Source organism: Embleya sp. NPDC127516, assembly GCF_044765325.1.
In the GTDB taxonomy this organism is placed as follows: domain Bacteria; phylum Actinomycetota; class Actinomycetes; order Streptomycetales; family Streptomycetaceae; genus Embleya.
This window is the reverse complement of record NZ_JBIWJT010000020.1, coordinates 133,606-159,497: the sequence shown is the minus strand read 5'-3', so window position 1 is coordinate 159,497 and position 25,892 is coordinate 133,606. Positions and strand designations below refer to the sequence as shown.

Below are 25,892 nucleotides of genomic sequence, written 5' to 3'. Positions count from 1 at the left end.
CGACGCCCGAATCGGCCGTCCCCAAGCGTGACGGCGGATCCGCACCGGCCGTGCCGAACGGCCGTGCGGCCTACCGACGCGTCGGGCATTACGGAAATCGCCCCACCGGTAGGGTACTTCGGTGACTTTGGTTGCCCGACCATGCGACCGCCGGTGAGTGGGCGCGGTCTGCCCGTCGCGATCGTCCGCGCGTGCCCGCGCGAGGGTGGCGGCGGCAGCCGCGTACGTGCACTCCGTACCCACACCCGGCCGGTAGGTCCCTCGGCCGGGGGATCCCTGTGCCCTGCTTTCCCCCCCGAGCGGGGAACCGAGGTTGGCTCGGATGCGGGAAGACGCGCGGTTCGCGGATTCATAGCGTTGTCGGGGACGACGCGGAACGTCCGCGTCCGGACTTCGGGGGAAACGCCATGCCACGAATCTCACGTGTGCGACGACGTCGGTTCGCGTTCCTGGCCGGGGCCTCGGCAGCGGCGCTGATGCTGGCGGGCTGCTCGGGTGCGAACGACCACGACAAAGGGCCCTCGGGGTTGCCCTCCGCGAGTACGAGCGGGGCAGCCGGCGCACCCACCGCAACCGCGCAAGCCACTGCGGCGGGCACCGCCACCGCCCCCGCCACGGCCGCCCCGCCGACGTCCGCACGGGCGACCGCCGTCGCCGCGTATCTCGACAAGCACTGGCCGTCCGGTGCGGGTGGGGCGATAGCCACCGCTCGGAACGGCGAACTCGTGAGCTGCCAGGGGCGCGGCCGAGCGAACATCGAGGCGCGCGTCGACGCCGGATGCGACACGGTCTTCGACATCGGTTCGATCACCAAGTCCTTCACCGCCGCGGCCATCCTGAAGCTGGAGACGACCGGTGCGCTGCGGGTGACGGAACCGATCGGCACCTATCTGGGACCCGTCCCCGCCGACAAGCGCGGCATCACCGTGCACCACCTGCTCACCCACACTTCGGGCCTGCCCGAGGGCCTCGGCGACGACTACGATCCGGTGAGCCGCGACGACATGCTCGCCCGCGCGCTCGCGGCTCCACTGGACTCGGCGCCGGGCAAGACGTTCGGGTACTCCAACGTCGGCTACTCGCTGCTGGCCGCGATCCTCGAGAAGGCCTCCGGCACGAGCTACTCCGAGTTCCTCACCCGGAACCTGTTCACCCCGGCCGGGATGACCCGCACCGGCTACCGTCTTGCCGACCCGCGCCGCGACGACATAGCCGTCGAGTACGACGCGGACGGCCACGCCCACGGCATCCCGCTGGACCACCCGTGGGCGCCGGACGGCCCGTACTGGAACCTGCGCGGCAACGGCGGCCTGCTGTCCACCGCGCGCGACATGTACCGCTGGTACCGCGCGCTGGACGGCGAATCGATCCTGCCCGCCGCCGCGAAGGCGAAGATGTTCAGTCCGCACGTCCCCGAAGGCCCCGACACACCGCAGTCCTACGGCTACGGCTGGAGCGTCCTGCCCTCCGCGTCCGGCCCGATCGCCACCCACGACGGCGGCAACGACTGGTCCTACGCGCGCTTCCTGATCCGTCCGGCCGACCGCACCATGGTCTTCTGGGTCAGCAACCACGTGGCTCGGGAAGGCAAATGGAGCCTCGAGGAACAGGACCGCGAACTCTCCCTCGACCTCCTCGCCCTGACCGCGACCACAACCTGACGTGCGTCGGCGCCTCGGGGCGGTGGGCTCCGGGGTCAGTCGTGCGGTGGGAGATTGCCGATGCGGTGATCGGCGACGCGCAGGGCCTCGTCGACCAGGCGGTTGATGTGGCCGTGCGGCACGGCGTACACGACGCGGCGACCCGACGGCAACGACCTGAGTTCGCGGGGCGACATCGCGGGCCGACCTCGCGGGCCGACTTCGCGATTCGACGTCGCGGGCCGACCTCACAACAGGAACCGGCCCGCCGCCGTCGCCCGATGACGACGAGCGCCGTGCGCATACCCGCGGTCTCGCGGTGCGCAGTCTTGAAGCCGCCGCCGACGGCCCCCGTCCGGTCTCCCCCGTCGGCGCGGCGGGATCAACTGTGGTCCCCGGTAGGGCCGATGACCAGGGTGATCGCATCCCATCCCGGCATGGGACGGGCATCCCACGGCTGACCTGCACAATCGCGGCAGGGCCGGGACGGGCTTGCCATACTGACGCGGGAAATGGAGAGCGCCGTCACGGGGGTGGGCCGCATGGACGAGGCACAGGACAGAGCAGCAGCAGTTCGCGAGTTGTCCGCCGTGTTGGCGGCACTGAAACGGCGCAGCGGTCTCAGCTACCAGGACCTGGGGCAGCGGGTCTTCACGAGCAGTTCCTCCCTGCACCGGTACTGTCGGGGCGAGTCGGTACCGCCGGACTACGCCCTCGTCGTCCGGATCGCCAAGGAGTGCGGGGCCGACCCGGACGACCTGAACACGTTGCTCAAGTGCTGGAACGCGGCGACCGGACAGGGAGAAGCCCCGGTTCCCTCCCCGGTGGTCGCCGAGCCCGGTGCGCCGACCGACCCCGCGACAACGGCCGGCACGCCGGTGGGGGGCCGCCCGCCGACGCGTCGGCGCCGCTCGGCGGTGCGGGTCGCGGCCGCGGTGGGTGTGGTGCTGGTCGTACTCGCCACCGCCGTCGCGAGCACCTCGCAGGAGCAGGGGCGGCGGACCGAGCGCGTGCCCGTCGAGGCCACGAGTTGGACACGGGCTCCGTCAGCGGTGCCCGCCCAGCTTTTCGGCGTCACGATGAACAGTTCGAGCGGGGCGATGCCGTCGTTCCGGGTCGGCGCCTTGCGGTTGTGGGACAGTGAGACCCGCTGGGCGCAAGTACAGCCGCGCCGGGACGAGTTCGACTGGTCCACGCTCGACCGACTCCTGGACGGCGCGCAACAACAGGGCCTGCCGACGCTGTTCGTGTTCGGTGGTACGCCGGCCTGGGCGGCCCCGGAGGCCCGCAAGGCCGCCTACCCGGACGGGGCGCGAGCGGCGCCGCCGGACGACCTGGCGGACTGGGACGGCTTCGTACGGTCCCTCGTGCGACATGCGGGCGACCGGATCGACGCATACGAGCTGTGGGTGATGGCCAACCACGAACACCACTACAACGGCAGCGTGGAGACCCTGGTCGAGATGACGCGCCGCGCGAGCGCGATCGTCCGGGCCGACGACCCGAGCGCCACCGTGGTGTGCCCGTCCATTACCGAGCTGTGGAAGCGGCAGTCGCACGACTACCTGCTGAGGTTCGCCGAACTGGGTGGCTACCAATACTGCGACGCCGCCGGGGTCAAGCTCTACCAGCGGCAGGTCACCGACCCGCCGGAAACCATGCTGACGGCCGTGAACGACGTGGACCGGACCTTCCAGCAGGCCGGCTACCACCTGCCGCTGTGGAACACGGGCACCACCCAATCGTTGCCGCTGAACGACCCGCTGGACCCGGACACCGCCGCGGACTTCGCGGTGCGCTTCTACCTGACGGGCCTGTACGCCCGCAATCGCGGCCTGGAACGCATGTACTTCTATGCGTGGGGCAACGGCAAGATCCCGCTCGTGCTCCAGGCCGAAGGCCGGCAACCCACCCGCGCCGGGCTGTTCGTCGACCGCCTTCAGCAGTGGCTCGCGCACGCGCGAATCGTCTCCTGCGGCAACGGCGACCAGATCGGCCTGCCGGAGAACGTGTGGCAGTGCGAGTTCGTCGTCCCCGACGAGCACGGCACCCCGCGCGGCGCCCGGATCCGCTGGACCCACACCGGGACCGCGGACGTCCGGGTGGGCGCCGGGGCGACACGGGTGCGTCGGCTCGACGGGAGCACCCGCAGCGTGGACTCGCGGGACACCGTGCGGGTCACGGAACGACCGCTCCTGATCGACTACACCTGACCCGACGGCCGCTCGGGCCGGCGCACGGCACACCGGGTGTGATCCGAGCGGCCCGGCCCGGGCATCATGGGCGGATGCGTCCCGTTCCCGACACCGCCGCCTATCTCGTCGGCCGCTGGTCCATCGACCGCGCCGTGACCGACGAGCGCTCCGGCGCGCGGGGCACCTTCGTGGGGACCGCGGTCTTTCGCCGCACCGACGACGAGCTGCTCGAAGTGGAGTCCGGCGAGTTCGTCTGGGCCGGGACGGCCAACCCGGCGAGCCGCACCCACCGCCTCGTACCACGTGCCGACGGCACGGCAGACGTGCTCTTCGCGGACGGGCGACCGTTCCACCATCTCGACCTGCGCACCGGCAGATGGACTACCCGACACCCCTGCGCCGCCGATCGCTACGACGGCGAGTTCACCATCGTGTCGCAGGACGAGTGGCACCTGCTGTGGCGCGTGGAGGGCCCGACGAAGTCCCAGACGCTGACGTCCGTGTACCGACGCATACACACCGTGTCCTGAACGACACACCCGGGCCGGGTGCGACCGCTCCCCACCGACACCGAGCCGATCGGCTCGCCCGGCTACTCGGTGTGCGAGAAGCGGCGTGTTGCCAGGCTCAACGCCATCAGTGCCGCGGCGGCGAGGAAGGACACCTCCAGCAGTACCGGCGGCGCCCACCCCCACCACTGTGGTCCGGTCGCCATCCCGCCCGGAGCCGCCGCATCCCCGGGGAGGGTGCGCCGCAGCGCGTCGACGCCGTACGTCAGCGGGTTGATCAGGACCGCTCCGCCCAGCCACCCGGGGAGTCCGCGCGCGGGGAACATCGCGCCGGACAGGAACAGCAGCGGCATCATGAACATGCCGACCACGACCTGGAAGGTCTCGATCCGGCGAATGCACACCGCCGCGAGCACCCCCAGCGCGGTGAAGGCGAACGCGATCAGCGTCAACTCCAGCAGCACCAGCAGCAGTTGCGGACGATATGGGACTCCTGCGGCTCCGGCGACGGCCAGCACCAGCGCGCCGTAGGCCGCCCCCGTGGCGGCTCCCCCGAGGCAGATGCCCGTCAACAACACTCCGCGGCGCACCGGCGCGACGAGCATCTGCCGTAGGAATCCCGCCTGGCGGTCCCACACGATGGTGACCCCCACGGCGATCGCGGGCGCCTGCACGGCCATGATCAGCACGCCCGGGAACAGGTACGCGCGGTAGTCGCCGAACCCGTCCGCCGAGCCGCCGACCAGGGAGTCGAGTCCGGTTCCCAAAATGAGCAGGAACATCAGGGGCGTGACCAGCCCCATCGCGAGCCGGACCGGATTGCGGCCGAACCGGATCATCTCGCGCTGCCACAGCACCCGAACGGTGCGTAGATCCCGCGCGGCCTCGATGCTCGCCATGGGTTCACCTCCTCGGTCCGAAGCCGGACGGCGCGCTCGGACCGCCGTCGGCCTCCCGTATCGTGCGGCCCGTGTAGTGCAGGAAGACATCGTCCAGCGAGGGCGCGGTCACCCGCACCGACCGCACCGGCACGTCGAGTTCGGCACACAGTCGGGGCACGAACGCCGCGCCGTCGGCCACCCTCAGCCGCAGACCTCCCTCGTGGACCTCCGCCGTCAGGCCGAACCGCTCGTGTACGGCATGCGCCGCCCGCTCGTCGTCGCCGGTGTGCAGCGTGACCAGATCCGCGCCGACAACGGCCTTGAGCGCGGCGGGAGTTCCCTGCGCCACCAGTTCACCCGCGTCGATGACGGCCATCAGGTCGCAGTTCTCGGCCTCCTCCAGGTGATGCGTCGTCAGGAAGATGGTGATGCCCTGCTCGCGTCGCAGGCGGTGCAGGTGCTCCCACACGGCCGCGCGGGTCTGCGGATCCAGCCCGGTGGTGGGCTCGTCGAGGAACAACACGCGGGGGGCGTGCAGGAGACCCCGGGCGATCTCCAGCCGGCGCCGCATGCCGCCCGAGAGTGTGCGCACCGGTGAGTTCCCGCGCCGTGCCAGGTCCACCAGGTCCAGCAGGGCCGGAATCGTCGTGCGCGAACGCCGTCGCGGGATCCCGAACAGGTCGGCCTGGAATCGCATGTTCTCCTCGGCGGTGAGATCCACGTCGAGCGTCGACTCCTGGAAGATCAGCCCGATCCGGCGCCGCACCTCGTCCGGTTCCGTGCGTACGTCACGGCCGGCGACCCGGGCTTGGCCCAGCGTCGGCCGCACGAGCGTGCACAACATGCCGATGGTGGTGCTCTTACCCGCGCCGTTGGGGCCGAGGAAACCGAAGATCCGGCCCGCCGGGACCTCCAGATCCAGCCCCACCACGGCTTCGGTGTCGCCGTAGAGCTTGCCGAGCCCCTCGGCGCGGATGGCGATCGCATCGTCGACGACCCCATGGGCGGCGGCCGTTCCCTCCTCGGCGGCGATGCTCATGACGACCGCCGGTCGGGACGTCGCACACTGAGCACCGTGTGGAACAGTGCCATGTCGGCGCTCTCCCCGATCGGCACGCCCCGAGCCTCCACCCAGGCGTGCGCGCGGAACGGTTGTGTGCGAACTCCCGTACACCAGTCCGGAGTCACGCCCCGCAGGCGGCACAGCAGCAGCGTGGCCACCGATCGTTGCAGGCATCCCTGACCGGCGCAGCGCGCGCTGACCGACACCACGGCCCGCCTCGCCTCCAGCGTCTCGGCGGCGCCGGCGGGTCGGGTTCCCAGGCCCACCGCCCACAACACCCGGCGCAGCCGCCGCGGCGGGAGGAGCGCCAACGGCCGAGCGACCGCGACCGCCCAGCGTGCCGTGACGTGTCGCTGCCAGGCCAGGGGCACCGGCTGTTCCGCGACGACGGGCATCGTCATGACGCCACCACCAGACGGGCGTCGCGCAGCGCGCGCAGCAGGTTCCGTACGTCGTCATGCGCCCGTGCGGCGGCGGCCGGGGACGTTTGCGCCAATCGGGCCGCCGTGTCGGCCGCGGTGTGACCGTCCAGGAGCAGGCGCAACGTGCGCGCCCCGGTCGGGTTCAACTGCCAGTATCGGCCCTTGCGTTGGTCGAGCAGGACGAGCCCGTCCGGCACCTCCGTTGCGGTGACGTCCGGGGCCAGGGTGATGGTCATCGGAATCCTCCTGTGGCTATCGCGGAACCGGTTGCGACCGGCACGCTTCGGCGGAGCGCAGCCAGCTCTCGCAGGCCAGGGTGTTCTCGAAGGGCGCCAGTGCCGCGGTGTCGGGCTTGGGCCCCAGCAGCGCGGCGCGCAGCGCTCCCGCGTCGACCAGCCCGAGCCGGGCCAGGCGCAGGTCCTCACACAACTCCGCGAGCCGGCGCCGATTGTGCTCCACGCCCGCGTGGAACTCCGCGCTGAAGTCGCCCTTGTCGCGCCGGGCCAGGAGTTCGTCGGGTACCAGTCCGCGCAGCGCGGTGGTCAGGACCGGCTTGAAGCCGCCGCGCGACATGCGGTCCCGGGTCCGGACCGACAGGGCCGCCTCGACGACCCGGTCGTCCAGGTACGGTGCGGCGAGTTCGATGCCGAACCGGGACAGGACCGCCCCCATGCCGCGGATCGCGGCCCCGCCGTGGAGTACGCCCTCGAGGATCTGGTGCCGGTCCCGATCGGCGTGCAGCGGCAGAGGGTCGTCCGCCGCCGCGTCGATCAGCAGCCGGTGTACGGATGTTGCGGCGCTCGCGGAGGCCCAGGTGGGCAGGCGCGGGTGGGGGGCCCAGCCCATGAAGACCTGCGACGGCCGCGGCGCGGGAGCGCGGAGGTCGCGCGCGCCGGCGAGCAGCGCGTCGGCGAAGGAGCCGTTGTCGGTGAGACCGCGGAGGGTGGGGAGCAGGCCCCAGCGGTTCAGCGACCGGCAGCGGAGCACGGCCGGCAGGCCCGTGAGGGGGTGAGTGCGCAGGAGTGTCCGCAGGTGGGTGGGGGTGACGGAGAACAACTCGTCGCCTCCGACGCCCATCAGGTGCACGGTCGCGCCCCGGGCGGCGGAGTCGCGTGCGACGTGTTCCATCCGGGCCAGATTGCGGCTCCATGGGAGTGGACCGTGCGCGCCGTCCACGATGCCCGGATCGGTGACCTCGTCGAGCCAGCCCGGGCCGTCGGCGGGACCGCCCACGCGGTGCCGCGCCGCGGGCAGCAGTGCGGCGGCCCGTTCGGCCCAGGTCGTGTCGTCGTTGGCGGCGTCCACGGGCTGCCAGTGGTGGGTCAGCAGGGTGCCCTCGCCGGCCGCCGCGACGAAGCACAGGCCGGTGGAGTCCAGTCCGCCGGACAGGTCGGCGCTGACCGTGCGTCCGGCCGCGGTACGTACGGCGACGGCGTCGCGGATCGCGGCGCGCACGGTGGCGGCAGCCCGGGGCAGCGGGACTTCGGCCGCGGGCGGCTGCCACCAACGCACGGTGCTCCGCGTGCCGCGGGTGTCGATGTCCAGCCGGCAACCGGCGTCGAGTTGGTCGATGCCGGTCCACATGGTGCGGGTGCTCAGCGGCCAGGGTGCCCCGGGGGTCGCCAGGCGCAGCGCCAGGACGTCCCGGTCCAGGGGCGCCCCGACGAGGTGCGCGAGCCGCCGCGGCGAGTCGGCCGCCACGGTGACGCCCGCGAACCGGGTGTGGAAGATCTGTCGGGTGCCGGACAGGGCGCCCTGGGCGCGGATCCGGCCGTCGATCGAGGCGAGGAGGTGGATGCTGCCGGGGAGGGTGCGGGCCAACGCGTCCAGATCGTGCGGTGAGCGGGCACGGGCCAGTTCGCGGGTCGCGGCGTCGGTGTCGAGGCGGGTCCGTCCGAACACCACGAGTCGACGGGTGCCGGCCACGAGCACGGTGACGTCCTCGTCCGCCCAATGACCGACCAGCCACGGTCGGGCCGAGGCGTGCGCGATGCACCGCAGTGGGGGTTGTCCGGCGTTCCCGATGGTGATCGACGCCGGCACCGAGACGTCCGGAAGGATCAGAAAGTCCATGGCCTTCTCCAGGCGTGGTGATCCGGTGTGGTTGCGCTACCGGGTCCGAGGGCTACGCGAAGACGCGCACGGTCGGCGGAAGTACGCGGGACGTGCGCGGGGTCCGAGGCGTATCCGCGAGGCGCGCGGGGTCCGAGGCGTACCCGGAATGCGTGCGGGGTCCGAGGCGTACCCGGAATGCGCGCGAGGTGCGCGGCGTACCCGGGATGCGCGCGAGGTGCGCGGCGGCCGGAGGATGTGCGGAGGCGCGTGAGACGCCCCCGCACCCGATGCCCCGGCGACCTGCCGACGCGAAGGTCAGCAGGCGAGCGGCGTCGGACCGCCGAAAACGTCGTGCGGGCAACCCCACCAGAGGCCGAGGGTCAGTTCGGTGAAGTCGCCGACCTCGACCAGCGCCGGGGGTTCGTAGCTGTCGTCGTACGTCATGATCTTCTCCATCCCTTGCGTACTGCGGATGTCGCGAGCGGAAGACGTCGATCGGATCGGCGTCCCCTCCTCGTCCGGACCCCCGCCACGCTAGGCCGCCCGTTGTCCCGGGCACCCGGGGCACAGGTCCCACTCGAGTCCCACGACAACCGATCGTGGCGGGACCAGGGCGGCGGCTCGTCGAAGAGTTCGACGGGTCGCAGGAAACCGGCGCAATCGTCGAGCCGTTCCTGCCCGATCAAACGCGCGAATCCGGCGGCGTACCTCGGATCGACCTCCACCCGGCGAGAATTCGGGAGTTGCGCCCGGCCCGGTTGCCGAGCGGTCACCGACGCTCCGCGTCCGGATCCGCGAGGGTGAGATCGCTGTCGGCACGACGCGGGGCGGTGCCCGCGGCCACGAACATCGGCAGGGCCAGGAACATCCGGTCGGCTTCCGCGCGTTCGCGCTGCTCGGCGATCCACGCGTCGGCCCGTACGCGAGTCACCGCGCCGGTCGCGCGGGCCTTCTCCGCGAGCCCCGCCACCATGGGAAGCATCGCGGCATCGGTGAAGATCTCCATCCGCGCCTCCACCGTGACATCCCCGAATCCGGCATCCCGGAGCAGATTTCGATAGCGCCGCGCGCTCCGCGGCCCGGCGATCGAATCGGCGCGCGCCCACACGATCGTGCGGGTGAGCGCCGGGTCGTCGGAGTCGATCACGAAGGCGTCCCAGTCCTGACCGACCAGCACGATCCGCCCACCCGGGGTCAACACGCGCCGGGCCTCGACCAACGCCTCCTCAGGCGCGTGCAGTTCGTGGTAGACCTTGTCCGCCAGGTACCCGTCGACGCAGGCGTCCGGCAGCGGCAGCCGCCGCGCGTCGGCACGCCTGAAGTCCCGCTCCGGCCACCGGCTTCGCGCCACCTCGATCATTCGCCCGTCCGGGTCCACCCCGACGACCTCGACGCCGCGCCGGGCCAACTCGTCGACCGCGCGACCCGCGCCGCACCCCACGTCCAACACCCTCGATCCCGGCCCGGCGTCCAGCAACTCGTAGGCTCGCCTGCGTAGTTGTCGGGCGCCCGACAATTCCTCGGCCGCGTCGAGCAGGGCGACGAGAGCAGGCGTCGCGCGTTCTTCGTTCCGTTCCTTGGACATGTCCCCAAGGCTCCGGCTTAATGTCGGCATGAAGTCAAGCGACTCGAACGAGACCCTGAGCATCGGCGCCGTCGCGGGGCGTTTCGATTTGCCCACACACGTCCTGCGCCACTGGGAGACGATGGGTCTGCTGAGCCCGGCGCGCGACACGGCCGGTCGGCGCCGATACGACACCGACGCCCTCACCCGCGTCGCCGTGATCCTGCGGGCCAAGGAAGCGGGGCTGAGCCTGGTGGGCATTCGATCCCTAACCACGGCCGACTCCGCGGCGCGCCGGGAAATCCTGCGCCGGGAAGCCGAGGCCGCGCGGTCCGCGATCGCCGCCGCCCGATCCAGACTCGATCTCATCGAATGCGCCTTGGACTGCGACCACGAGGATGTCGCCCGGTGTCCGCATTTCCGCCGCGTGCTCGCCGACCGGATCGATACCGGGATCCCGTCCCCGTGAACGGTGATCGATGAACGGCAATCGAGGAAGGGGATCGAGGAGGGGATCAAGGAAGGCTGATCGGTGACCCACCCTCGGTTCCGTGCAATTGCGCGACGCCACCTGCGCGTTCGCCGCGGCGCGGGCGTGAATTTCGCCGAGGGCCTTACCTGCGGCCCGCGCGGGCGGAAACACTGGAGGCTCCGGTCCTCGGCATCGTCAGGAGCAGCCCGTGAGGGTGACCATCGGCACGTGGAATCTGGAGAACCTCTTCCGCCCCGGCGACCCGGACGGCCCCGAGGACGACGCGACCTATCGGATGAAGTTGGCCGCGCCGGCGACCACGATCGGCCGGCTCGAACCCGACCTGCTCGGCATCCAGGAAGTCGGCAACCCGGACGCACTCGCCGACCTGGTCGGCCTGTTGCCCGGCCGTTGGCACAGCGCGCTGTCCGCCCACCCGGACGGGCGCGGCATCCGGGTCGGCTTCATCGCCCGTACGCCGCTCATCACCGTCGCCGACGTCACCGCGTTCCCCGCCCTGTTCGCGCCCGTGCAGACCCAGGACACCGGCGCCCCGGCGAGCGGCATGGGTCGAGGCGGCCTCGCCGTCACCACGGAACCCGCGGCCGGCCGACCCCTGACCGCGGCCGTCTGCCACCTCAAGTCCAAGCTGCTCACCTACCCCGGCAACCGCCATGCCCCGCGCGACGAAGGCGAACGCGCCCGCTACGCCGCCTACGCCCTGTCCCGGCGCGGCGCCGAGGCGGCCACCATGCGCGCCCTCGCCGACCGACTCCTCGCGGGCGACGGTCGCACCCACGACGTCGTGCTGATGGGCGACCTCAACGACCAGCCGCAGGCCGCCACCACCCAGATCCTGTACGGCCCGCCCGGCTCGCAGATAGGCACACCCGGCTTCACCCACCCCGATCGCGGCGACGCCTCCCGGCTGTGGAACCTCGCCCCGCGCATACCCGAGGACCAACGCTTCTCGCGCGTGTTCGAGGGCCAGGGCGAACTCATCGACCACATCCTGGTCAGCCACGCCCTCCTCGCCCGCGTCGAGTCCGCCGGCACCGGAGCCGACCACCCGCTGCCGTCGGTGAGCGCCCGGCCCGCCGAGCGGCAGGGCGAGCCCGGCTCGGACCACGCACCGGTATTCGCTCGACTCGCCTACTGACCGGGCCGGTCGCCGCCGACGCAACCGCTCCATGAAATCCCCATCGACGTTATTCGTCGTATAAACAATCCTTCGCATCGAATCATTGAATGCGTTTTCGGCATATCCATTACACACCTCGACCGTGACCGACAAACCGGTTGCATGGATCCGGAATATCGACCTATATTGATTCCGCCAACTCGCCCGCCCGGAAGTCGAGACGGATTCAATGCGCACCGATTCCAATGCACGAACCGTGGTCGTCTCCGGTGTGGAATTCGGCTGGGGCAGTACGGGAAAACTCGGCGCGATCCTGTCGGCCGCACGAGAACGATCGGCCGAGCCGCTGCGCTTCGTCGGCCTGGCCTCCGAACTCGGCCGCCCCGTGTTGTCCGAACACGCCATCGACCGCTGGTACGACCTGCCGGACGCCGAAGAGGACGTACCCGCCGGCATCGACGCCATCGCCCGATCGGAACGGGCGGCGGCCGCGGTGGTCGTCCTGGACGGTGCGCTCGCGAAGACGCTGGAGGCGTCCGGCGTACCCACCGTGTTCGTGGACAGCCTGCCCTTCCTGTGGACCGAGGGCGACCGGGCCGCGCTGCCTCTGGACGCCACGGCCTACTGCGCGCAGAAGTGCGTCGAACTTCCCTCCGAGTGCCGGGACGTACTGGCGTCCGTCCGATCCCTGCGCTGGGTGGAGGCCGTCGTCGCCGCACCGTCGGTCGCCGGGCCGAGCGCACCCGTCGCCGGCCCGTACCGCACGGCTGTGGTCAGTCTGGGCGGTCTGCGCGCGCCTTCCCTCGCCGACTGGACGGCTTACCCGCGCATCGTGGTTCCGGCCGTCCTGGAGGCGCTCGCCGCGTACGGGATCCACGAGGTGCACGTCGCCGGGAACCTGCCCGCAGATCTCGCCGGGCAGCTCGTGGACGCGTCCATCACACCCCCGCGAGTGAGCACGGGGGCGCTCGCGCACGGCGAATTCCTGGACCGGGTGGCCGGCTGCGACGTCCTGCTCACCTCCCCGGGACTGACCACCCTGCTCGAGGCCGGCCGGTTGCGCGTGCCCACCATCTGCCTGCCGCCGCAAAACCTCAGCCAGATCTTCAACGGGCGATTCCACAGCCGTGCGATCGGCGCCGAAACCCGAATCGTCTGGCCCAAGGGGGTGTTCACCGAGGAGGAGGCGCTGTCGCTGCGCACCCGCGGCGAGGACCACGCCTTGGAACTGATCTACGCGGCGATCGCCGCAGTGGCCGCCGACCCGGACGGCCGGAGAACGACCGTCGCACTTCGCGACGACATCCTGACCGCGCTGCGCGGCCCCGCCGACGGCACCGACTGGGGCGCGCTGACCGCGACCGTCGGTGTCGACGGAGCGGCCCAGGTGGCCGACGCCCTGCTCGCGATCCTGCCGGGCGCGCCCGGACCCGCCTGACCGTCGCCTCGACCCGCCCTGCCCTCACCTCGACCCGTCCTGCCCGCGACCGGCCCGAAGGGGTCCCCCTGTGCGTGAGCGTCACCGATATCTCTTCGTCAGGATCCTGGAAGCCTGCAACGCCGACTGCTTCATGTGCGATTTCGCGCTGTCGCGCGACACGTTCCGTTTCTCCCGGGAGGACTTCGAGGATCTGTTGCCGAAGGCCCGCGACGCCGGCGTGGCCTATGTGCGGTTCACCGGCGGCGAACCGCTCATGCATCCGGACGTGGTCGAGCTGGTGCGCTCCGGCACGGCGGCGGGAATGCGGATGTCCCTCATCACCAACGGCTCGATGTTGCCGAGGATGGCCGAGAGCCTCGCCGAGGCGGGCCTGGCCCAGGTGATCGTCAGCCTGGACGGCGCGTCCGCCGAGACCCACGACGTCTACCGCCGTTCCCCCGGCATGTTCGACAACGGGCTGCGCGGACTGCGCGCCGCCGCGGACCTCGGGATCCTGCCCAGGGTCAACACCGTGGTCGGGCCGCACAACTACGGCGAAATGCCGCTGCTCCAGGAGGTGTTGACCCGCGCCGGGGTCCGACAGTGGGAACTGTCCGCGCTCAAACTGGATCGCAGCATCACCTACCCCGATCCCGACGACGTGCGCCGGGTGGGCGACCGCGTCTACGACGCCGATCCGAACTCCCTGCTGGTGCCGATGGGCAAGCGCTTCTACGGCGACGACCCGGAGGAACAGGCTCGCTATTTCGCCGAATCGGTCACCCCGCGCGCGTCGCTGCCGCAGTGCCACGTCACCGACGACGTGATCTACATCGACGGCAAGTACGGGCGGATGTACGCGTGCAGTTGCATTCCGCACCGCGAGGGCGAGGACGGCCCGGGCGGAGCGCCGCTGCGCCAGGCGGGGGTGATCGGCCTGGACACACCGGCGTTCCGTGAGCACGCCGACTTCTACCGCGAACGCGGACCCCTGGTGTGCAACGGCTGTTCCACCACGGCCGCCGGCTACAGCGACGACGTCGCCCGGCTGGGGTCGGTGAACCCATGGCAGTACTGACTCCCCGGGAAGGGCCGGACACACGACGGCCGGACCCGCGACGAACGGCCACCGACGGGTCCGAACTCGGGCCCGCCGAGCCGACTCGCCGAATCCTGCTGGTCTCGCGTGACGACCACCTGGACTCGCTGCTCGCCCGGCGACGCGTCGCCGCCCATCTCGGCGACCTGCGACCCGTGCACAACGCGACCGGGCGACCACTCCCGGTCCCGGACGTGGCCCTGGTCTGCGACGACGAGGCAGCCACGAACCGGCTGTTGGAATCGGGCGTACCGGTCGTGCACCTGACCTCGGGTCACGAGGGGACGACCGGGACGACGGCCATGACCGGGACGATCGGGACGACCGCGGCAAGCGGGACGACCGCGGCGGACGGCGCCGCCGGCCGGGCGCTGCATCGCGTCCACCGACCCGGTTGGCTGCCCGACCCCGCAACCGCGTCAACAGACCCGCGCCCCAACGGCGTTCGGCCCACCGGGCTGCTCGCCCCCGCCCGCTCCGCCCGCAAGCGCGAACGCGCGGGAACCCTGCTGTTGTTGTCCGCGTGGGACGTGCCGGACGCCGAGGCGGACACGTTCATCACCGGGACGCTGCCCACGCTGGTCCGGGAGGCGCTGCGTCGCACCGGCCGATGCGACGTGGTCGGCGACACGCGGCTGACGCCGATCCGCGCCGCGCTGGCGGGACTTGCCGGCCGCCCGGAGGTGCGGGTGAGCCGCGCGGTCGACGTCGACGTGGACGCGCTGCACGCCGGGGCCGAGGTGTTCCTGGCCGCGCCGACCCTGGGTGCCCTGGCGCTGGCCCAAGCTCGGCGCGCACCCCTGGTGTTCCTGCCCGCGCTGGGCGACACCCAGCGCGATCTGGCCGCGCGCGTACGACACCTGGTTCCGGTTCCGCCCGCCGACGATCCCGAGGACGACGCGATGTGGGTACCGCCCGCGCGCAACGCCACCGCGCTGTGGAGCGTGCTCGACCCCGACCTGGACGACCTGCGCGGCGCGCAACGCGTCGCCCGTACACTCCGCCAACTCTCGCTCGCCCCACTGTGAACAGCCCAATGTGAACAGCCCACTGTGAACGGCCCGCCGTGAACATCTCGCCGTAGGCATCTCGCGCGGACATCTCGCCGTGGACGCCTCCTCCGAACGGCCCGCGACACCGCGAACCACCCACCGCCCCACGACGCCGGCACGGCCGCCACCTGCGCCCCGGCCGAACGCCTCGCGTCGTCGAAGGCCCGTCAACCCTGGAGTCCGCCATGTCCGCCACGCCCCTCGAAGCCACCACCTCGGTCGATCCCAGGATCGCGCGACCCCGCGTCCCCGACACGGACTGGGACGACTGGCGTTGGCACATGCGGCGACGCATCACCAACGTCGACAAGGCCCGACAATGGATCAACCTCAGCCCCGACGAGGAGAAGGCGATCGCCGGGGTGGCGGGCAAGTACCGCTGGAGCGTCACGCCGTACTACGCCTCGCTGATGGATCCGGACGACCCTCTGTGTCCGGTCCGGCAGCAAGCCGTGCCCGCCGCCGGGGAGTTGATGGAGTTCTCCGGTGCCGAAGTCGACCCGGTCGGCGACACGTACTACCGCAAGACCAACCGTGTCGTGCACAAGTACCCCGACCGGGTGATCATGCTGATCACCGAGGCGTGCCCGGTCTACTGCCGGCACTGCACCCGCAAATTCCACACCACCGACGTCAACGGCACGTACTTCCGGGACGACGAGGGCGAGTCGTTCGACGAGGATCTGCGCTACATCGCCGACCACCCGGAGATCCGGGACGTGTTGCTGACCGGCGGGGACCCGCTCTCCTATCAGGACGGCAAGCTCGAGGAGATCATCGCCGGGCTGCGGGCGATCCCGAGCGTGGAGATCATCCGGATCGGCAGCCGTTTCCCGGTCCTGTTGCCACAACGCATCACCGACGACCTGTGCGCGATGCTCGCGCGCCACCACCCGGTGTGGGTGAACACCCATTTCAACCACCCGAAGGAGATCACCCCGGAGGCGACCGCGGCGGTGGACCGCATGTTGCGCCACGGGATCCCGGTGGGCAACCAGACCGTGCTGCTGCGGGGCATCAACGACGACGTCGCCACCATGCGCACCCTGATGACGGACCTCCTGCGCATCCGGGTGCGGCCGTACTACCTCTACCACTGCGACAACGTCACCGGCGTCTCGCACTTCATGACCTCCGTGGCCAAGGGCTGGGAGATCATGGAGGGCCTACAGGGTCACATCACCGGCTTCGGTGTGCCGCAATACGTGCTGACCACCAGGATCGGCAAGATCCCGATCGCACAGCCGTACTTCACGGTCACCCCGGAGGGCCTGCGCCTGCGCAACTTCCGGGGCGAGGAGATGCTCCTCGACACCACGGCATGCCCGATCACGGAGGCGGACGCACGATGACCCTGGACAAGCGTCTCGGACAACGTTTCCTGCCCTACGGCGCGAACTACCTCGACTGGTCCGACATGGCGGAACTGCGCGAGGCGATCGACCACCGGGTGCTGTTCCGCTACCAGACGGAAACCGAAAGCATGGCCTCGCGGTTGGAACGTGAGACCTGCCGACACCTGGGCGCCGCCCACGCGTTGGCCGTGCACAACTGCACCGAGGCGCTGCGGCTCGCGCTGATCGCCACCCGCCCGTCCATCGGCGACCGGGTGTACATCCCCGCCGTGACCTTCGTCGCCGTGGCCGGCGCGGTGTTGTCCTGCGGCCTGATCCCGGTGCTGGTCGACACCGACGACTCGTTGTCGTTGGACCCCACGCTGCTGCCGCCGGACGCCGAGCGGGTGATCGTGGCCCACATGGAGGGCACGGTGGCGCCGCTGCCCCAGGGCGTGCGGTACGTGATCGAGGACTGCGCGCAGTCGCTCGGCGCCCGCTTCCCGGACGGACGCGCGGTGGGAACCGCGGGCTATGCGGGGACCTTCAGCTTCCACCACAACAAGGTGCTCACCTCGGGCGAGGGCGGCCTGGTGGTCACCAACGACGAGCAGGCGTGGGCAACGATGCGTTGCTATCACGACCACGGCTCGGCGCGCGTACCCGGCCGCTATCCCACCTGGAACCAGGACGCCTACTACGGCGAGAACTTCGTCACCAGCGAGCAGGTCGCCGCCGTCCAGTGCCAACAGTTCCGCCATCTCGGCGAGCTCCTGGACGGGCTGGAGCGCATGTACGCCATCGCGATGCGCGAACTCCCCGACCGCGCGGACCTGGAGGTACGGCCGCGCGCGGCGGGCGACGTGAAGGTCAGTCTGCGCTTCCGCTGCCGCGACCGCGCCCTGCGCGACGCCGCCGTGGCCGCGCTGACCGCCGAGGGCATCGCCAACTGGACTTTGAACAAGTACCTGTTGCCCGAGCATCCGGTGCTCACCGGCCGGCGCTCGCTCTACGCCGACGGCTTCCCCTGGAACCACGCCCCCGAGGGCTCGCTCGCGCTCAGCCACGACGGATTCGTGCGCACCCGGGACCGGTTGGACCGCACCCTGTGCGTACCGCTGTCCCCGGAGTTGCCCGAGTCCGAGCAGGTCGGCGCGGTCAAGGCGATCCGGCGCGTGCTGGAGGCGGTGTGAGCCCGCGTCCCGTGCTGCTGATGGTGGACGACCGGGCCTCCTCGTTCACCCGCTACGCGGCCCGCGCGCTGTCCGAGAATCTGGTGCTGCTGCGCTTCGCCGAGCTTCGCGGCGACCTGCGCGAGGACTACCTGCGCGAGACCGCGCACCTGCCGGCGTTCTGGGTCCGCGAAGGGGTGTCCCTGGCGGAGGAGGCGCAACGCTACCGGGAGTGGGCGGCGGAACTGCGGGAGCCGCCTACCCGGTTCTGCAATCCCTCCGAGCCGCGCCAGCACGTCGCGCATCGCTTCGCCGCCTTGGTCGGGTTGCCCCATCTGGACGAACGCCAGGTGGGCTGGGTGCGCGACAAGGTCGCCATGAAGGAGCGGTTCCGCGAACTGGGTCTGCGTACCGCCGCGTTCGCCCGGGTGCGGTCGGCCGCGGAGGTGGAGCGGTTCGCCGCGCGCTACGGGCGGCCGCTCGTCCTCAAGCCGGTGGACTCGTTCGCCTGCGTGGACACCTATCTGCTCCCGGGACCGGCCGCCGCGGCCGAGATCGACTACGGCACCCGGGACTTCATGGTCGAGGAGTATCTCGGCGGCACCGAGTGGGAGGTGTGCGGGCTCATCCACGACGGGGAGGTGCTGACCGCCTGGCCCAGCGCGATGCCCTGCCGTCCGCTGGACATCGTGGACGGCGCGATGAACGCCAACATCAGCGTCGGCACCGACGAGGGTCCTCCGGTGGACCTGCGCGAGTTGCTCCAACGCATCGTCACCGGCATGGACATCGACCACGGGTACGCGCACATGGAGTTCTTCGTGGTCGACGGGCAGGTGTTCGCGGGCGAGATCGGGATCCGGTTGGCGGGTTGCGAGATCCCGGCCAACCACGGACACGCCTACGGATTCGACGTGTTCGCGGCCACGCTGGACGTCTACCTGGGCCACCGCCCACGCCTGGACTACCGCGAACGCCGCTGCGCGGGCGACCTGCTGTTGCCCCTGCCCGGATCGGGAACCGTGCGCCGCGTCACCTCGGCGGACGAACTCCTGCGCCTGCCGGGCGTCGTCGAGGCGGTCCTGCGCGCCGGCGTCGGCGACACGGTGGCGGCCCGCCGGGCCTCGCACAACGCCTCGGGCCACGTCCATGTCGTCGGCGACTCGATCGCGCGGGTCGAACAACGCATGCGGGCCGTCCTGGACGCCTTCACGATCGAGGTGGCCCCGGCCCGCGAGCCCGATCCGGTGGCCCGATGAGCGCCGATCCGCGCCGAGACGGCGAACCCGCGTCCGCGCAGAGCCCACCGGAACCACCGGCGCCCTCCGGGACCGGCGGCCTGCTCGGGCGCTTCCGCGACCTGCTCACCCGCCCGCAGGTCGCCCCGGCGGCCGGGTGGAGCGTCGTGGCCAGGCTGCCCGTCTACCTGATGTCCCTGGCCATGGTGCTGACCATCCGCGAACAGGGCGGCAGTTACGCGCAGGCCGGCCTGATCGCCGCGCTGTACACGCTCGGCATGGCCCTGGGCAGCCCGCTGATCGCCCGTCACCTCGACCGCAGCGGCCGCCGAGGCGTCCTGGTGCTCACCGGCCTCGCCTACCCGGCGGCGCTCGCGACGCTGGTGTGGGCCACCCGGCCGGGCTCGTGGGCGCAGCCCGTCCTGGCCGTCGCCGCGGGTGTCGCGCTCCCGCCGACGAACGCGTGCATGCGCTCGTTGTGGGCGCGCATGCCGCTCACGGACGAGGAACGCGAGACCGCCTACCTGTGGGAGGCGCTGCTCACCGAGGTCCTGGTCATCGGCGCGCCGCTGATGCTCGCGGCCCTGATGTGGTCCGGATCCGCCGGGACGGCGCTGACCACGGTCGCCGTCATCGGCGGCGCGGGAGCCCTCGGCCTGGCCTGTGTCCGGCTGCCCGCGAGCACCGAAGCCGCGGCCCCGACCGGCCCGCACACGGCCGGCGCCGACGCCTTGGGCATACCGCGCCACCCGCTGCGCGATCCCTCGATGCTGGTGCTCCTGGGCGTGATGACCGCGTGCGCCGTCCCGATCGGACTGATGACGCTCGCCATCCCGGCCTTCGTGTCGGCCCACGGATCACCGGACGGCACGGGTGTGGTCTACGCGTGCTGGGGCGTCGGCAGCGCGGTGGGCGCCCTGTGGTTGGGGCGTGCCCCGTCGCGGATCCCGATGCGGGTGCGCTTCCCGCGCCTGGTGCTGGCCTTCGCGGCCGGCACGGGACTGGCCGTGCTGAGCACCTCCCCGCTGACCCTGGCGATCGCCCTGGCCGTCGGCAGCATGCCGATCGCCCTGGTGTCGGCGGCCGAGATGACCCTGGTCGGCGCGCTCGCGGACAAGCGTCTGCTGGCGCGGGCGTTCACCTGGGCGTCGCTGGCCACCGTTCTGGGGGACGCGGTGGGCCAGCAGGTCGGCGGTCTGCTGATCGAACCGATCGGCCCGCGCGGCGTGTTCACCCTCGCGTTCGGCGTGGCCCTGGCGGGAGCGGGACTGGCCTTCGCGGGCCGCCGGTTGCCGGTGCCCGATGCCGCCGCCCCCGCGCGGTGCGCGACCTGATCGCCGCCGACGGTGCGTGAAGCCCGTCCGCCCCACCCCGGCCGACCCGTTCCCGGCCGGGTCAGCCCACAGAACACGAGGTCACCCGTCATGAACGCCCCCGTCGTCACCGAAGCACACGACCGCCCGGATGCAATCCCGGCCCCTGCGCTGTTCGGTGTGGTCGACTTCGAGCAACTGCCGCAGGCGGTCGCGGAGTTCCTCGCCGCACCCGCGCACACTGCGATCCCCGTGCCGGGCCTGGGACGCCCGGATCTCACACACGCCGTCGACCTGGCCGCCCGCCTGTACGCCGGCGTCGAACTCCCGCGACCGCTGGATGTCGGAGTCCTGCTCGGCCCACGTGACCTGCCCGACGGCGTACCGGCGCTCGCCCGCCCGCTCGCCCGTACCTGGGTGGCCGAGGAGGAACTGGCGGACGCCGCCGAGTTCCGGCGGCGCCACCCCGGAACGCTGCTGATGGTCGGCTGCTACGACCGGCTCAACCTGGATCCGGTCCGGGCGTTGCTGCTGACCACCTACCGTGACCGGGAGCCCGGACTGACGCTGCTGAGCGGACGCGACGCGGCCTCGGTGGCCTGGAACGTGGCCAAGCAGTACGCGACCGCCGCGACCGGCGTCCACGCGATCGGGCTGTTCACCGACACCGACCGGCCGCCGCACCCGGACGGCGTCCGGGTCTTCGACGACCGCGACTTCGAACGCGTCGACATCCAGGCCGAAATCCTCGGCACGCGCTGGCGCCGAGTGGCGTTCCAGGGCCACGGCAAGGACGACAGCGTCAACCTCGGCGAGTTCACCATCTGCGGTTTGAACCCCGCCGCCCCCGCCCGCGCGGGACTGCTCGGCCCACGCTGCGCGTACGGACTGCCCTGCTACAAGCCCGAGGACAAGCTGGTCCCGCTCAATCGGGTGGAAGCCGTCGAGGTGGTGCTCAGCGCCTGCAACAGCGGCCCGCTCGCCGATCTCGCGCTGTACGACCCCAGGTACCAACTGCTGCTCAACGCCCTGGACGGCCCGGCCCGCACCGTCGTCTCCGCGGTCTCGGTGCACGATTCCGACCGGCCCGAGAACGTCGCGTGGATGCGCGCGGCCCTGTCCGGCGCGGACTCCGTGGACACCCTCAACGCCAGCCTCGCCGGGTCGCACCCCTACCCCGCGTTCATGCGCTTCGGCCTCCCGCAGGGCGACGCGCCCGCCGCACCGCCGCCCGCCGAGCACCGCCCCGACCCGCTCGTACTGACCGTGGGACGACGCCTGACCACCCTGCTCGGCTCGGAACTACTGCCGCACAACCACGCGTTGCGCCCGAGGCTGGTCAAGCTCGCGCGCAAGGTGGACCTGTGGGTGTCCCGCCCTACCCATCTCGCCGACCAGTCGCCCGACGAGATTCGCTCCTCGCTCACGGCGGACCTGCAATCGCTCGACCACGTGATCACCGAACAGGTCGCGGCGAACCCCGAGAACGAGATCATGGGTTACCCCGCGCACTTCGGGGACCGCAGTTCGCTGGACCCGCACGTGCGCGAGGTGACCTGCCATTGCGGTCGTCCCGCCCAGGAGTTCACCCGGCGGGGCCTGCTCCCGCACGTGTCGGACACGATCTGCGCGGTCTGCATGCGCTGCGGCGACGTCACCTTCCGGGTCCCCGACGCCCCTTCCCTGCTGGCCTACGCCTCCGACGAGGTCGAGCAGGGCGGCGTGCTGGAGGTGCGCGCCGCCCTCACGGTCGCCCGTACCGGACCCGTGCGGCTGGGGCTGTTCGTACCCACCTACCTGCGCGAGGACACCACGGTGGAACCGGGCGTGGTCAGGATCCGGGCCGGGCACGACCGGCCTCAGGACGTGGCCTTCCGGGTGCGCTTCGCCGCCGACACCGCGCCACAGGCGTACTACTTCACCGTCTTCGCCGTCCAGGACCTCGCCGTCTCCACGGCCCGCCGGCACTTCGGCGTCGTGCCGCGCCGTACCTGAGCCGAACCCGACTCCCGACCCCGCCACAGCAAAGGACGAATGCGATGGAAACCCGTTCCAAGCCCGAGATCGAACTCGTCGAGACCGACGGCGAAGTGACCCTGAACATCGGCGGCGAGCAGGCGATGCAGGCCTGGGAGCGCGATCTGATGTGGGCGAGCGCCGACATGTTGTGCGAGTACGGCCGGGACTTCTACGAAGTCGGCCTGGGCCTTGGGCTGTCCGCACTGCGGATCGCGGGCAACCCGGCCACCCGCAGCCACACCGTGCTCGAACTCTTCGGCGAGGTCGAGGACCTCTTCCGGAGCCGGCACCCTTCGCTGCCCGACAACCTCGCCATCGAGCGCGGCGACTTCTTCGAGCGGGTCTTCGAACTGCCCTCGGAGAGCCTCGACGGGATGTTCTTCGACCCGGCCCTGGACATGGACGTCTGGAAGGACGAGGCCCTGTGGGCCAAGACCATGCCGGAGGTCGTCCGGGCGCTGCGCCCCGGCGGGGTGTTCATCCCCTTCTTCAGCACCAAGCCGGAGCTGCGTTGGCAGTACCTGCCGCACTTCCGGAGCATCCGGGTCGAGTCCCACCCGTACCGGGCGTACGACACCACCGAGTACACCTACGGCACGAGCGGCCAGGCCTACATCCAGTGTTTCCGCAAGACCTGATCACGAGCCGGTGCCGCCCGCCGGCCCGGCGCCCGCGGCCGGCGGCGCGCCCCACGGCGTCGCATCTCGTCCCATGCCATCCCCACGGCCCCAATCCGGAGGCAGCCGTATGACCACCGCCCCCTCTACCGACTACCTGTGCGGCCTCGACGTGGCTTCGCTGTTCCTGGCCGGACCCTTCATCCAACTCTTGGACCCGGCCACGGGGGAGATGCCCGAGCACGCACGGGCCCCCTTCGACATCCTGATCAAGCACTTCGAGGCGCGTGGGCTCGCCGTCCACAACGCGCACCGCCGCGAGGCGTGGGGCGCGGAGCTGATGCGTCCGGACCAGTGCACCCGGCTGGACCAGGACGAGATCCGCAAGGCCGACGTCTTCGTCGCGCTCCCGGGCTTCCCCGCCTCGCCGGGCACCCACATCGAGGTGGGTTGGGCCAGTGCCTTCGACAAACCCATCGTGCTGATGCTGGAGCGGGGCCGGGAGTACACGTTCCTGGTCCAGGGGCTGCACACGGTGGCCACCGTGGAGTACGTGGAGTACACGGACGTCGCGGAAGCCCTGCCCGAACTCGACCTGGCACTGCACCGGGCGGTGTCGCGCCACCGCGAGACGACCCGCACGGGCTGACCCGCGCCGCCATATCGGCAGGCGGCCGGGTCACGTCCGGCCGCCTGCCTCCGAACGCCGCCGACCCGACGGGGATCAGCCGATGAGAATCGCCACGGCCGTGCTCACCGCCGTCGCCGTGTTGCTCGGCGGGGTCGGCGCGAGCTCCGGAGCGGGCGCCGGCCCCGGCCCCGTCGTGGGCGTCGCGTCGGTGCGCGACGAGGTGCCGGCCGCGGACGCGGTCCGGACGCCGGCGGAGAGGGTGTGGACGGCCGCGGACCGGGTGCGAACACCCGCGGCGCCCTCGTACACGGTCGACCTCGCCGCCGACGCCACGGGCCGTGTGTGGACCGGCCATGAGCGGGTGGGCTTCACCAACGCCTCGGTCGATCCGCTCCCCGAGGTGTACCTGCGGTTGTGGGACAACGCGCACGGCACGTGTGCGGCGCCGCCGATCACGGTCTCCGAGGTCACCGGCGGCACCCCGGTGGCCCTGTCCGTCGACTGCACGGCCCTGCGGGTCGTCCTGCCCAAGCCGCTCGGCCGCGGCGAGCGCACCTCGATCGCCTTCGATCTGCGGATCGAAGTCCCGGACCGCGTCGACCGGTTCGGCCACGACGGCGAGTACGCCGTACTCGGCAACGCGTTGCCACTGCTGGCGATTCGGGACGCCGCAGGCACGCATCTGGACCCCTATACCAACCACGGCGAGTCCTTCTACTCCCTCGCCGCGGACTTCGACGTCACCCTCGACCACCCCGCGCGGCTCCGGGTGCCCGCCACCGGCACCTCGGTCGAGTCCCCGGGCGCGCCCGGTCGTACGGTCACCATCGCGACGGCGCGCGAGGTCCGGGACTTCGTGTGGGCCGCGGGGCCGTTCGCCGGCGTCTCCGGCACCTCCGCCGGCGGGGTCCGGATCAACGTCCACGCGGACGCCGGCATCGACCCGTCCGACGCCCGGGCCATGCTGGACGTCGCGCTGACGAGCGTCGACGCCCACGCCGGGCGCTTCGGTGCCTACCCGTACGCCGAACTGGACGTCGTCCTGGACGACGATCTGTGGTTCAGCGGCATGGAGTACCCGGGCTTCGTCCTGGACCGGGTCCGGTCCACGGCACTCGTCCACGAAATCGCGCACCAGTGGTGGTACGGGATCGTCGGCAACGACGAGTACAACGACCCCTGGCTGGACGAGTCGTTCTCCGAGTACGCCACCGACCTCGCCCTGGGCAGGACCGGCGACGGTTGCCGAGACGGCTTCTCCTGGGCCGCGCCGACGGAACGGATCACCGACTCGATGCGGTACTGGGACGCCCACCCGTCCCGCTACGAGGCCGTCGTCTACGACTACGGCAAGTGCGCACTGCACGAGCTGCGGCGACTGATCGGCGATGCCCCGATGGAGGCGCTGCTGCGCCGGTATGCCGCGGACCACTGGTACGGGATCTCCACCACGGCCGAGTTCAAGCGCGCGGCCCAGGCAGCCACCACCCACGACCTGACACCGTTCTGGACACGGCACCGCATCGACGGTTGAACCGGCCTGCGCGGCCGCCCGGGCACGAACCGGGTTTGTCAGTCGCGGTGTTCCGCTCCGGTCTCCAGGTTGCGGGTGATGCGTTCGAGAACGCTCACCGCGATCCGATATTCCTCGTCGGTGATGCCGGCCGTCGACAACTGGCGGAAGGCGCCGACACGTTCGGCGACCTCGGCGAGCCGAGCGCGGCCGTCGTCGGTCAGGGCCAGCCTGCTCGGTGCCGGGCGGGAGACCCAGCCGTCGGCCAGGACCGTCTCGACCGCGGCGGTCAGGTCGGCGACGTCGGCGTTGGCGGCCAGGACGGTGCGCACGTCGGTGTCGGTGGCCCGCGGGTCGCCCTGCACGACGTTGAGGACCTGCCAGGCGAGGCGGGTGAGGCCGAACTCGGCCACCATCGAGTCCATGGCGGCGGTGATCGCCTTGTCGGTGCGGTTGAGCCAGTAGCCGATGGGCTTCATGTCCTGCTCCCGAGTGGATCGGCGATGCCGGGGTCGAGCGGGCGACGGGGCGAACGGGCGTGC

25 protein-coding genes are annotated in these 25,892 nt (G+C 71.5%); 16 read left to right on the top strand and 9 right to left on the bottom strand.

Translation table 11 applies throughout. The features are described from left to right. Positions 1 to 425 precede the first annotated feature (425 nt). A complete protein-coding gene (locus ACIRL2_RS33520) occupies positions 426 to 1,661 on the top strand; it encodes a serine hydrolase domain-containing protein (protein ID WP_402237154.1) in 1,236 nt (411 codons plus the stop codon). A gap of 35 nt (positions 1,662 to 1,696) precedes the next feature. Here the strand turns inward: ACIRL2_RS33520 and ACIRL2_RS33515 are convergent, their stop codons facing one another. Further along, a complete protein-coding gene (locus ACIRL2_RS33515; protein ID WP_402237152.1) occupies positions 1,697 to 1,837 on the bottom strand; it encodes a hypothetical protein in 141 nt (46 codons plus the stop codon). A 345-nt stretch (positions 1,838 to 2,182) separates the two neighbouring features. On the opposite strand from ACIRL2_RS33515, the gene ACIRL2_RS33510 reads away from it, so the two are divergent. Continuing rightward, positions 2,183 to 3,853 (top strand): helix-turn-helix domain-containing protein, encoded by a 1,671-nt coding sequence (locus tag ACIRL2_RS33510; protein WP_402237149.1) that lies wholly within the window; start codon positions 2,183 to 2,185, stop codon positions 3,851 to 3,853. A gap of 74 nt (positions 3,854 to 3,927) precedes the next feature. Continuing rightward, entirely contained in the window at positions 3,928 to 4,365 is a 438-nt protein-coding gene (locus ACIRL2_RS33505) for a DUF6314 family protein (RefSeq protein ID WP_395865061.1), read from the top strand. Between the two features lie 62 nt (positions 4,366 to 4,427). On the opposite strand, the gene ACIRL2_RS33500 is transcribed toward ACIRL2_RS33505, so the two are convergent. The 7 genes from ACIRL2_RS33500 to ACIRL2_RS33470 all read right to left on the bottom strand — a co-directional run bounded on the left by ACIRL2_RS33500 (position 4,428) and on the right by ACIRL2_RS33470 (position 10,350). After that, positions 4,428 to 5,243 (bottom strand): ABC transporter permease, encoded by an 816-nt coding sequence (locus tag ACIRL2_RS33500; RefSeq protein WP_402237146.1) that lies wholly within the window; start codon positions 5,241 to 5,243, stop codon positions 4,428 to 4,430. A 4-nt stretch (positions 5,244 to 5,247) separates the two neighbouring features. Then, a complete protein-coding gene (locus ACIRL2_RS33495) occupies positions 5,248 to 6,264 on the bottom strand; it encodes an ATP-binding cassette domain-containing protein (protein ID WP_402237144.1) in 1,017 nt (338 codons plus the stop codon). Then, positions 6,261 to 6,689, bottom strand: a complete 429-nt coding sequence (locus ACIRL2_RS33490; protein WP_402237141.1) for a lasso peptide biosynthesis B2 protein — start codon at positions 6,687 to 6,689, stop codon at positions 6,261 to 6,263. The genes ACIRL2_RS33495 and ACIRL2_RS33490 overlap by 4 nt, the downstream gene beginning before the upstream one ends. After that, a complete protein-coding gene (locus ACIRL2_RS33485; RefSeq protein WP_395865069.1) occupies positions 6,686 to 6,946 on the bottom strand; it encodes a lasso peptide biosynthesis PqqD family chaperone in 261 nt (86 codons plus the stop codon). The genes ACIRL2_RS33490 and ACIRL2_RS33485 overlap by 4 nt, the downstream gene beginning before the upstream one ends. Before the next feature lie 16 nt (positions 6,947 to 6,962). Further along, entirely contained in the window at positions 6,963 to 8,783 is a 1,821-nt protein-coding gene (locus ACIRL2_RS33480) for an asparagine synthase-related protein (RefSeq protein ID WP_402237138.1), read from the bottom strand. Between the two features lie 297 nt (positions 8,784 to 9,080). Continuing rightward, on the bottom strand, positions 9,081 to 9,209 hold the full coding sequence (locus tag ACIRL2_RS33475; RefSeq protein WP_395865073.1) for a lasso RiPP family leader peptide-containing protein: 129 nt from the start codon (positions 9,207 to 9,209) through the stop codon (positions 9,081 to 9,083). Positions 9,210 to 9,534: 325 nt separating this feature from the next. Continuing rightward, a complete protein-coding gene (locus ACIRL2_RS33470) occupies positions 9,535 to 10,350 on the bottom strand; it encodes a methyltransferase domain-containing protein (RefSeq protein WP_402237135.1) in 816 nt (271 codons plus the stop codon). Here ACIRL2_RS33470 and ACIRL2_RS33465 point away from each other — a divergent pair. The 13 genes from ACIRL2_RS33465 to ACIRL2_RS33405 all read left to right on the top strand — a co-directional run bounded on the left by ACIRL2_RS33465 (position 10,349) and on the right by ACIRL2_RS33405 (position 25,371). After that, complete coding sequence (locus ACIRL2_RS33465; protein WP_402237231.1) at positions 10,349 to 10,798, top strand: MerR family transcriptional regulator; 450 nt, start codon at positions 10,349 to 10,351, stop codon at positions 10,796 to 10,798. The two genes, ACIRL2_RS33470 and ACIRL2_RS33465, sit on opposite strands and share 2 nt — an antisense overlap. A gap of 217 nt (positions 10,799 to 11,015) precedes the next feature. Next, a complete protein-coding gene (locus ACIRL2_RS33460) occupies positions 11,016 to 11,960 on the top strand; it encodes an endonuclease/exonuclease/phosphatase family protein (protein ID WP_402237228.1) in 945 nt (314 codons plus the stop codon). A gap of 211 nt (positions 11,961 to 12,171) precedes the next feature. Continuing rightward, on the top strand, positions 12,172 to 13,380 hold the full coding sequence (locus tag ACIRL2_RS33455) for a hydroxymethylcytosylglucuronate/cytosylglucuronate synthase (RefSeq protein ID WP_402237132.1): 1,209 nt from the start codon (positions 12,172 to 12,174) through the stop codon (positions 13,378 to 13,380). A gap of 70 nt (positions 13,381 to 13,450) precedes the next feature. After that, entirely contained in the window at positions 13,451 to 14,440 is a 990-nt protein-coding gene (gene blsE, locus ACIRL2_RS33450) for a cytosylglucuronate decarboxylase (RefSeq protein ID WP_395865082.1), read from the top strand. Continuing rightward, entirely contained in the window at positions 14,428 to 15,489 is a 1,062-nt protein-coding gene (blsF, locus tag ACIRL2_RS33445; protein WP_402237130.1) for a CGA synthase-related protein, read from the top strand. The genes blsE and blsF overlap by 13 nt, the downstream gene beginning before the upstream one ends. 209 nt (positions 15,490 to 15,698) lie before the next feature. After that, complete coding sequence (blsG, locus tag ACIRL2_RS33440) at positions 15,699 to 16,865, top strand: arginine 2,3-aminomutase (RefSeq protein WP_395865087.1); 1,167 nt, start codon at positions 15,699 to 15,701, stop codon at positions 16,863 to 16,865. Continuing rightward, a complete protein-coding gene (locus ACIRL2_RS33435) occupies positions 16,862 to 18,040 on the top strand; it encodes a DegT/DnrJ/EryC1/StrS family aminotransferase (protein WP_402237127.1) in 1,179 nt (392 codons plus the stop codon). Before blsG ends, ACIRL2_RS33435 begins: the two co-directional genes overlap by 4 nt. Continuing rightward, entirely contained in the window at positions 18,037 to 19,278 is a 1,242-nt protein-coding gene (locus ACIRL2_RS33430) for an ATP-dependent carboxylate-amine ligase (protein WP_402237125.1), read from the top strand. The genes ACIRL2_RS33435 and ACIRL2_RS33430 overlap by 4 nt, the downstream gene beginning before the upstream one ends. Beyond that, positions 19,275 to 20,591 carry an MFS transporter gene (locus ACIRL2_RS33425; protein WP_402237123.1) on the top strand — a complete coding sequence of 439 codons (1,317 nt, stop codon included), beginning with the start codon at positions 19,275 to 19,277 and terminating at the stop codon, positions 20,589 to 20,591. Before ACIRL2_RS33430 ends, ACIRL2_RS33425 begins: the two co-directional genes overlap by 4 nt. 90 nt (positions 20,592 to 20,681) lie before the next feature. Further along, positions 20,682 to 22,565, top strand: a complete 1,884-nt coding sequence (locus ACIRL2_RS33420) for a hypothetical protein (protein WP_402237121.1) — start codon at positions 20,682 to 20,684, stop codon at positions 22,563 to 22,565. Between the two features lie 44 nt (positions 22,566 to 22,609). Further along, positions 22,610 to 23,227 (top strand): class I SAM-dependent methyltransferase, encoded by a 618-nt coding sequence (locus ACIRL2_RS33415; RefSeq protein ID WP_395865095.1) that lies wholly within the window; start codon positions 22,610 to 22,612, stop codon positions 23,225 to 23,227. A gap of 109 nt (positions 23,228 to 23,336) precedes the next feature. Beyond that, positions 23,337 to 23,855 (top strand): nucleoside 2-deoxyribosyltransferase, encoded by a 519-nt coding sequence (locus ACIRL2_RS33410; protein WP_331771768.1) that lies wholly within the window; start codon positions 23,337 to 23,339, stop codon positions 23,853 to 23,855. An 82-nt stretch (positions 23,856 to 23,937) separates the two neighbouring features. Next, entirely contained in the window at positions 23,938 to 25,371 is a 1,434-nt protein-coding gene (locus tag ACIRL2_RS33405; RefSeq protein ID WP_402237118.1) for a M1 family metallopeptidase, read from the top strand. A 38-nt stretch (positions 25,372 to 25,409) separates the two neighbouring features. On the opposite strand, the gene ACIRL2_RS33400 is transcribed toward ACIRL2_RS33405, so the two are convergent. Then, on the bottom strand, positions 25,410 to 25,829 hold the full coding sequence (locus ACIRL2_RS33400; protein ID WP_395865102.1) for a MarR family winged helix-turn-helix transcriptional regulator: 420 nt from the start codon (positions 25,827 to 25,829) through the stop codon (positions 25,410 to 25,412). Positions 25,830 to 25,892 lie beyond the last annotated feature (63 nt).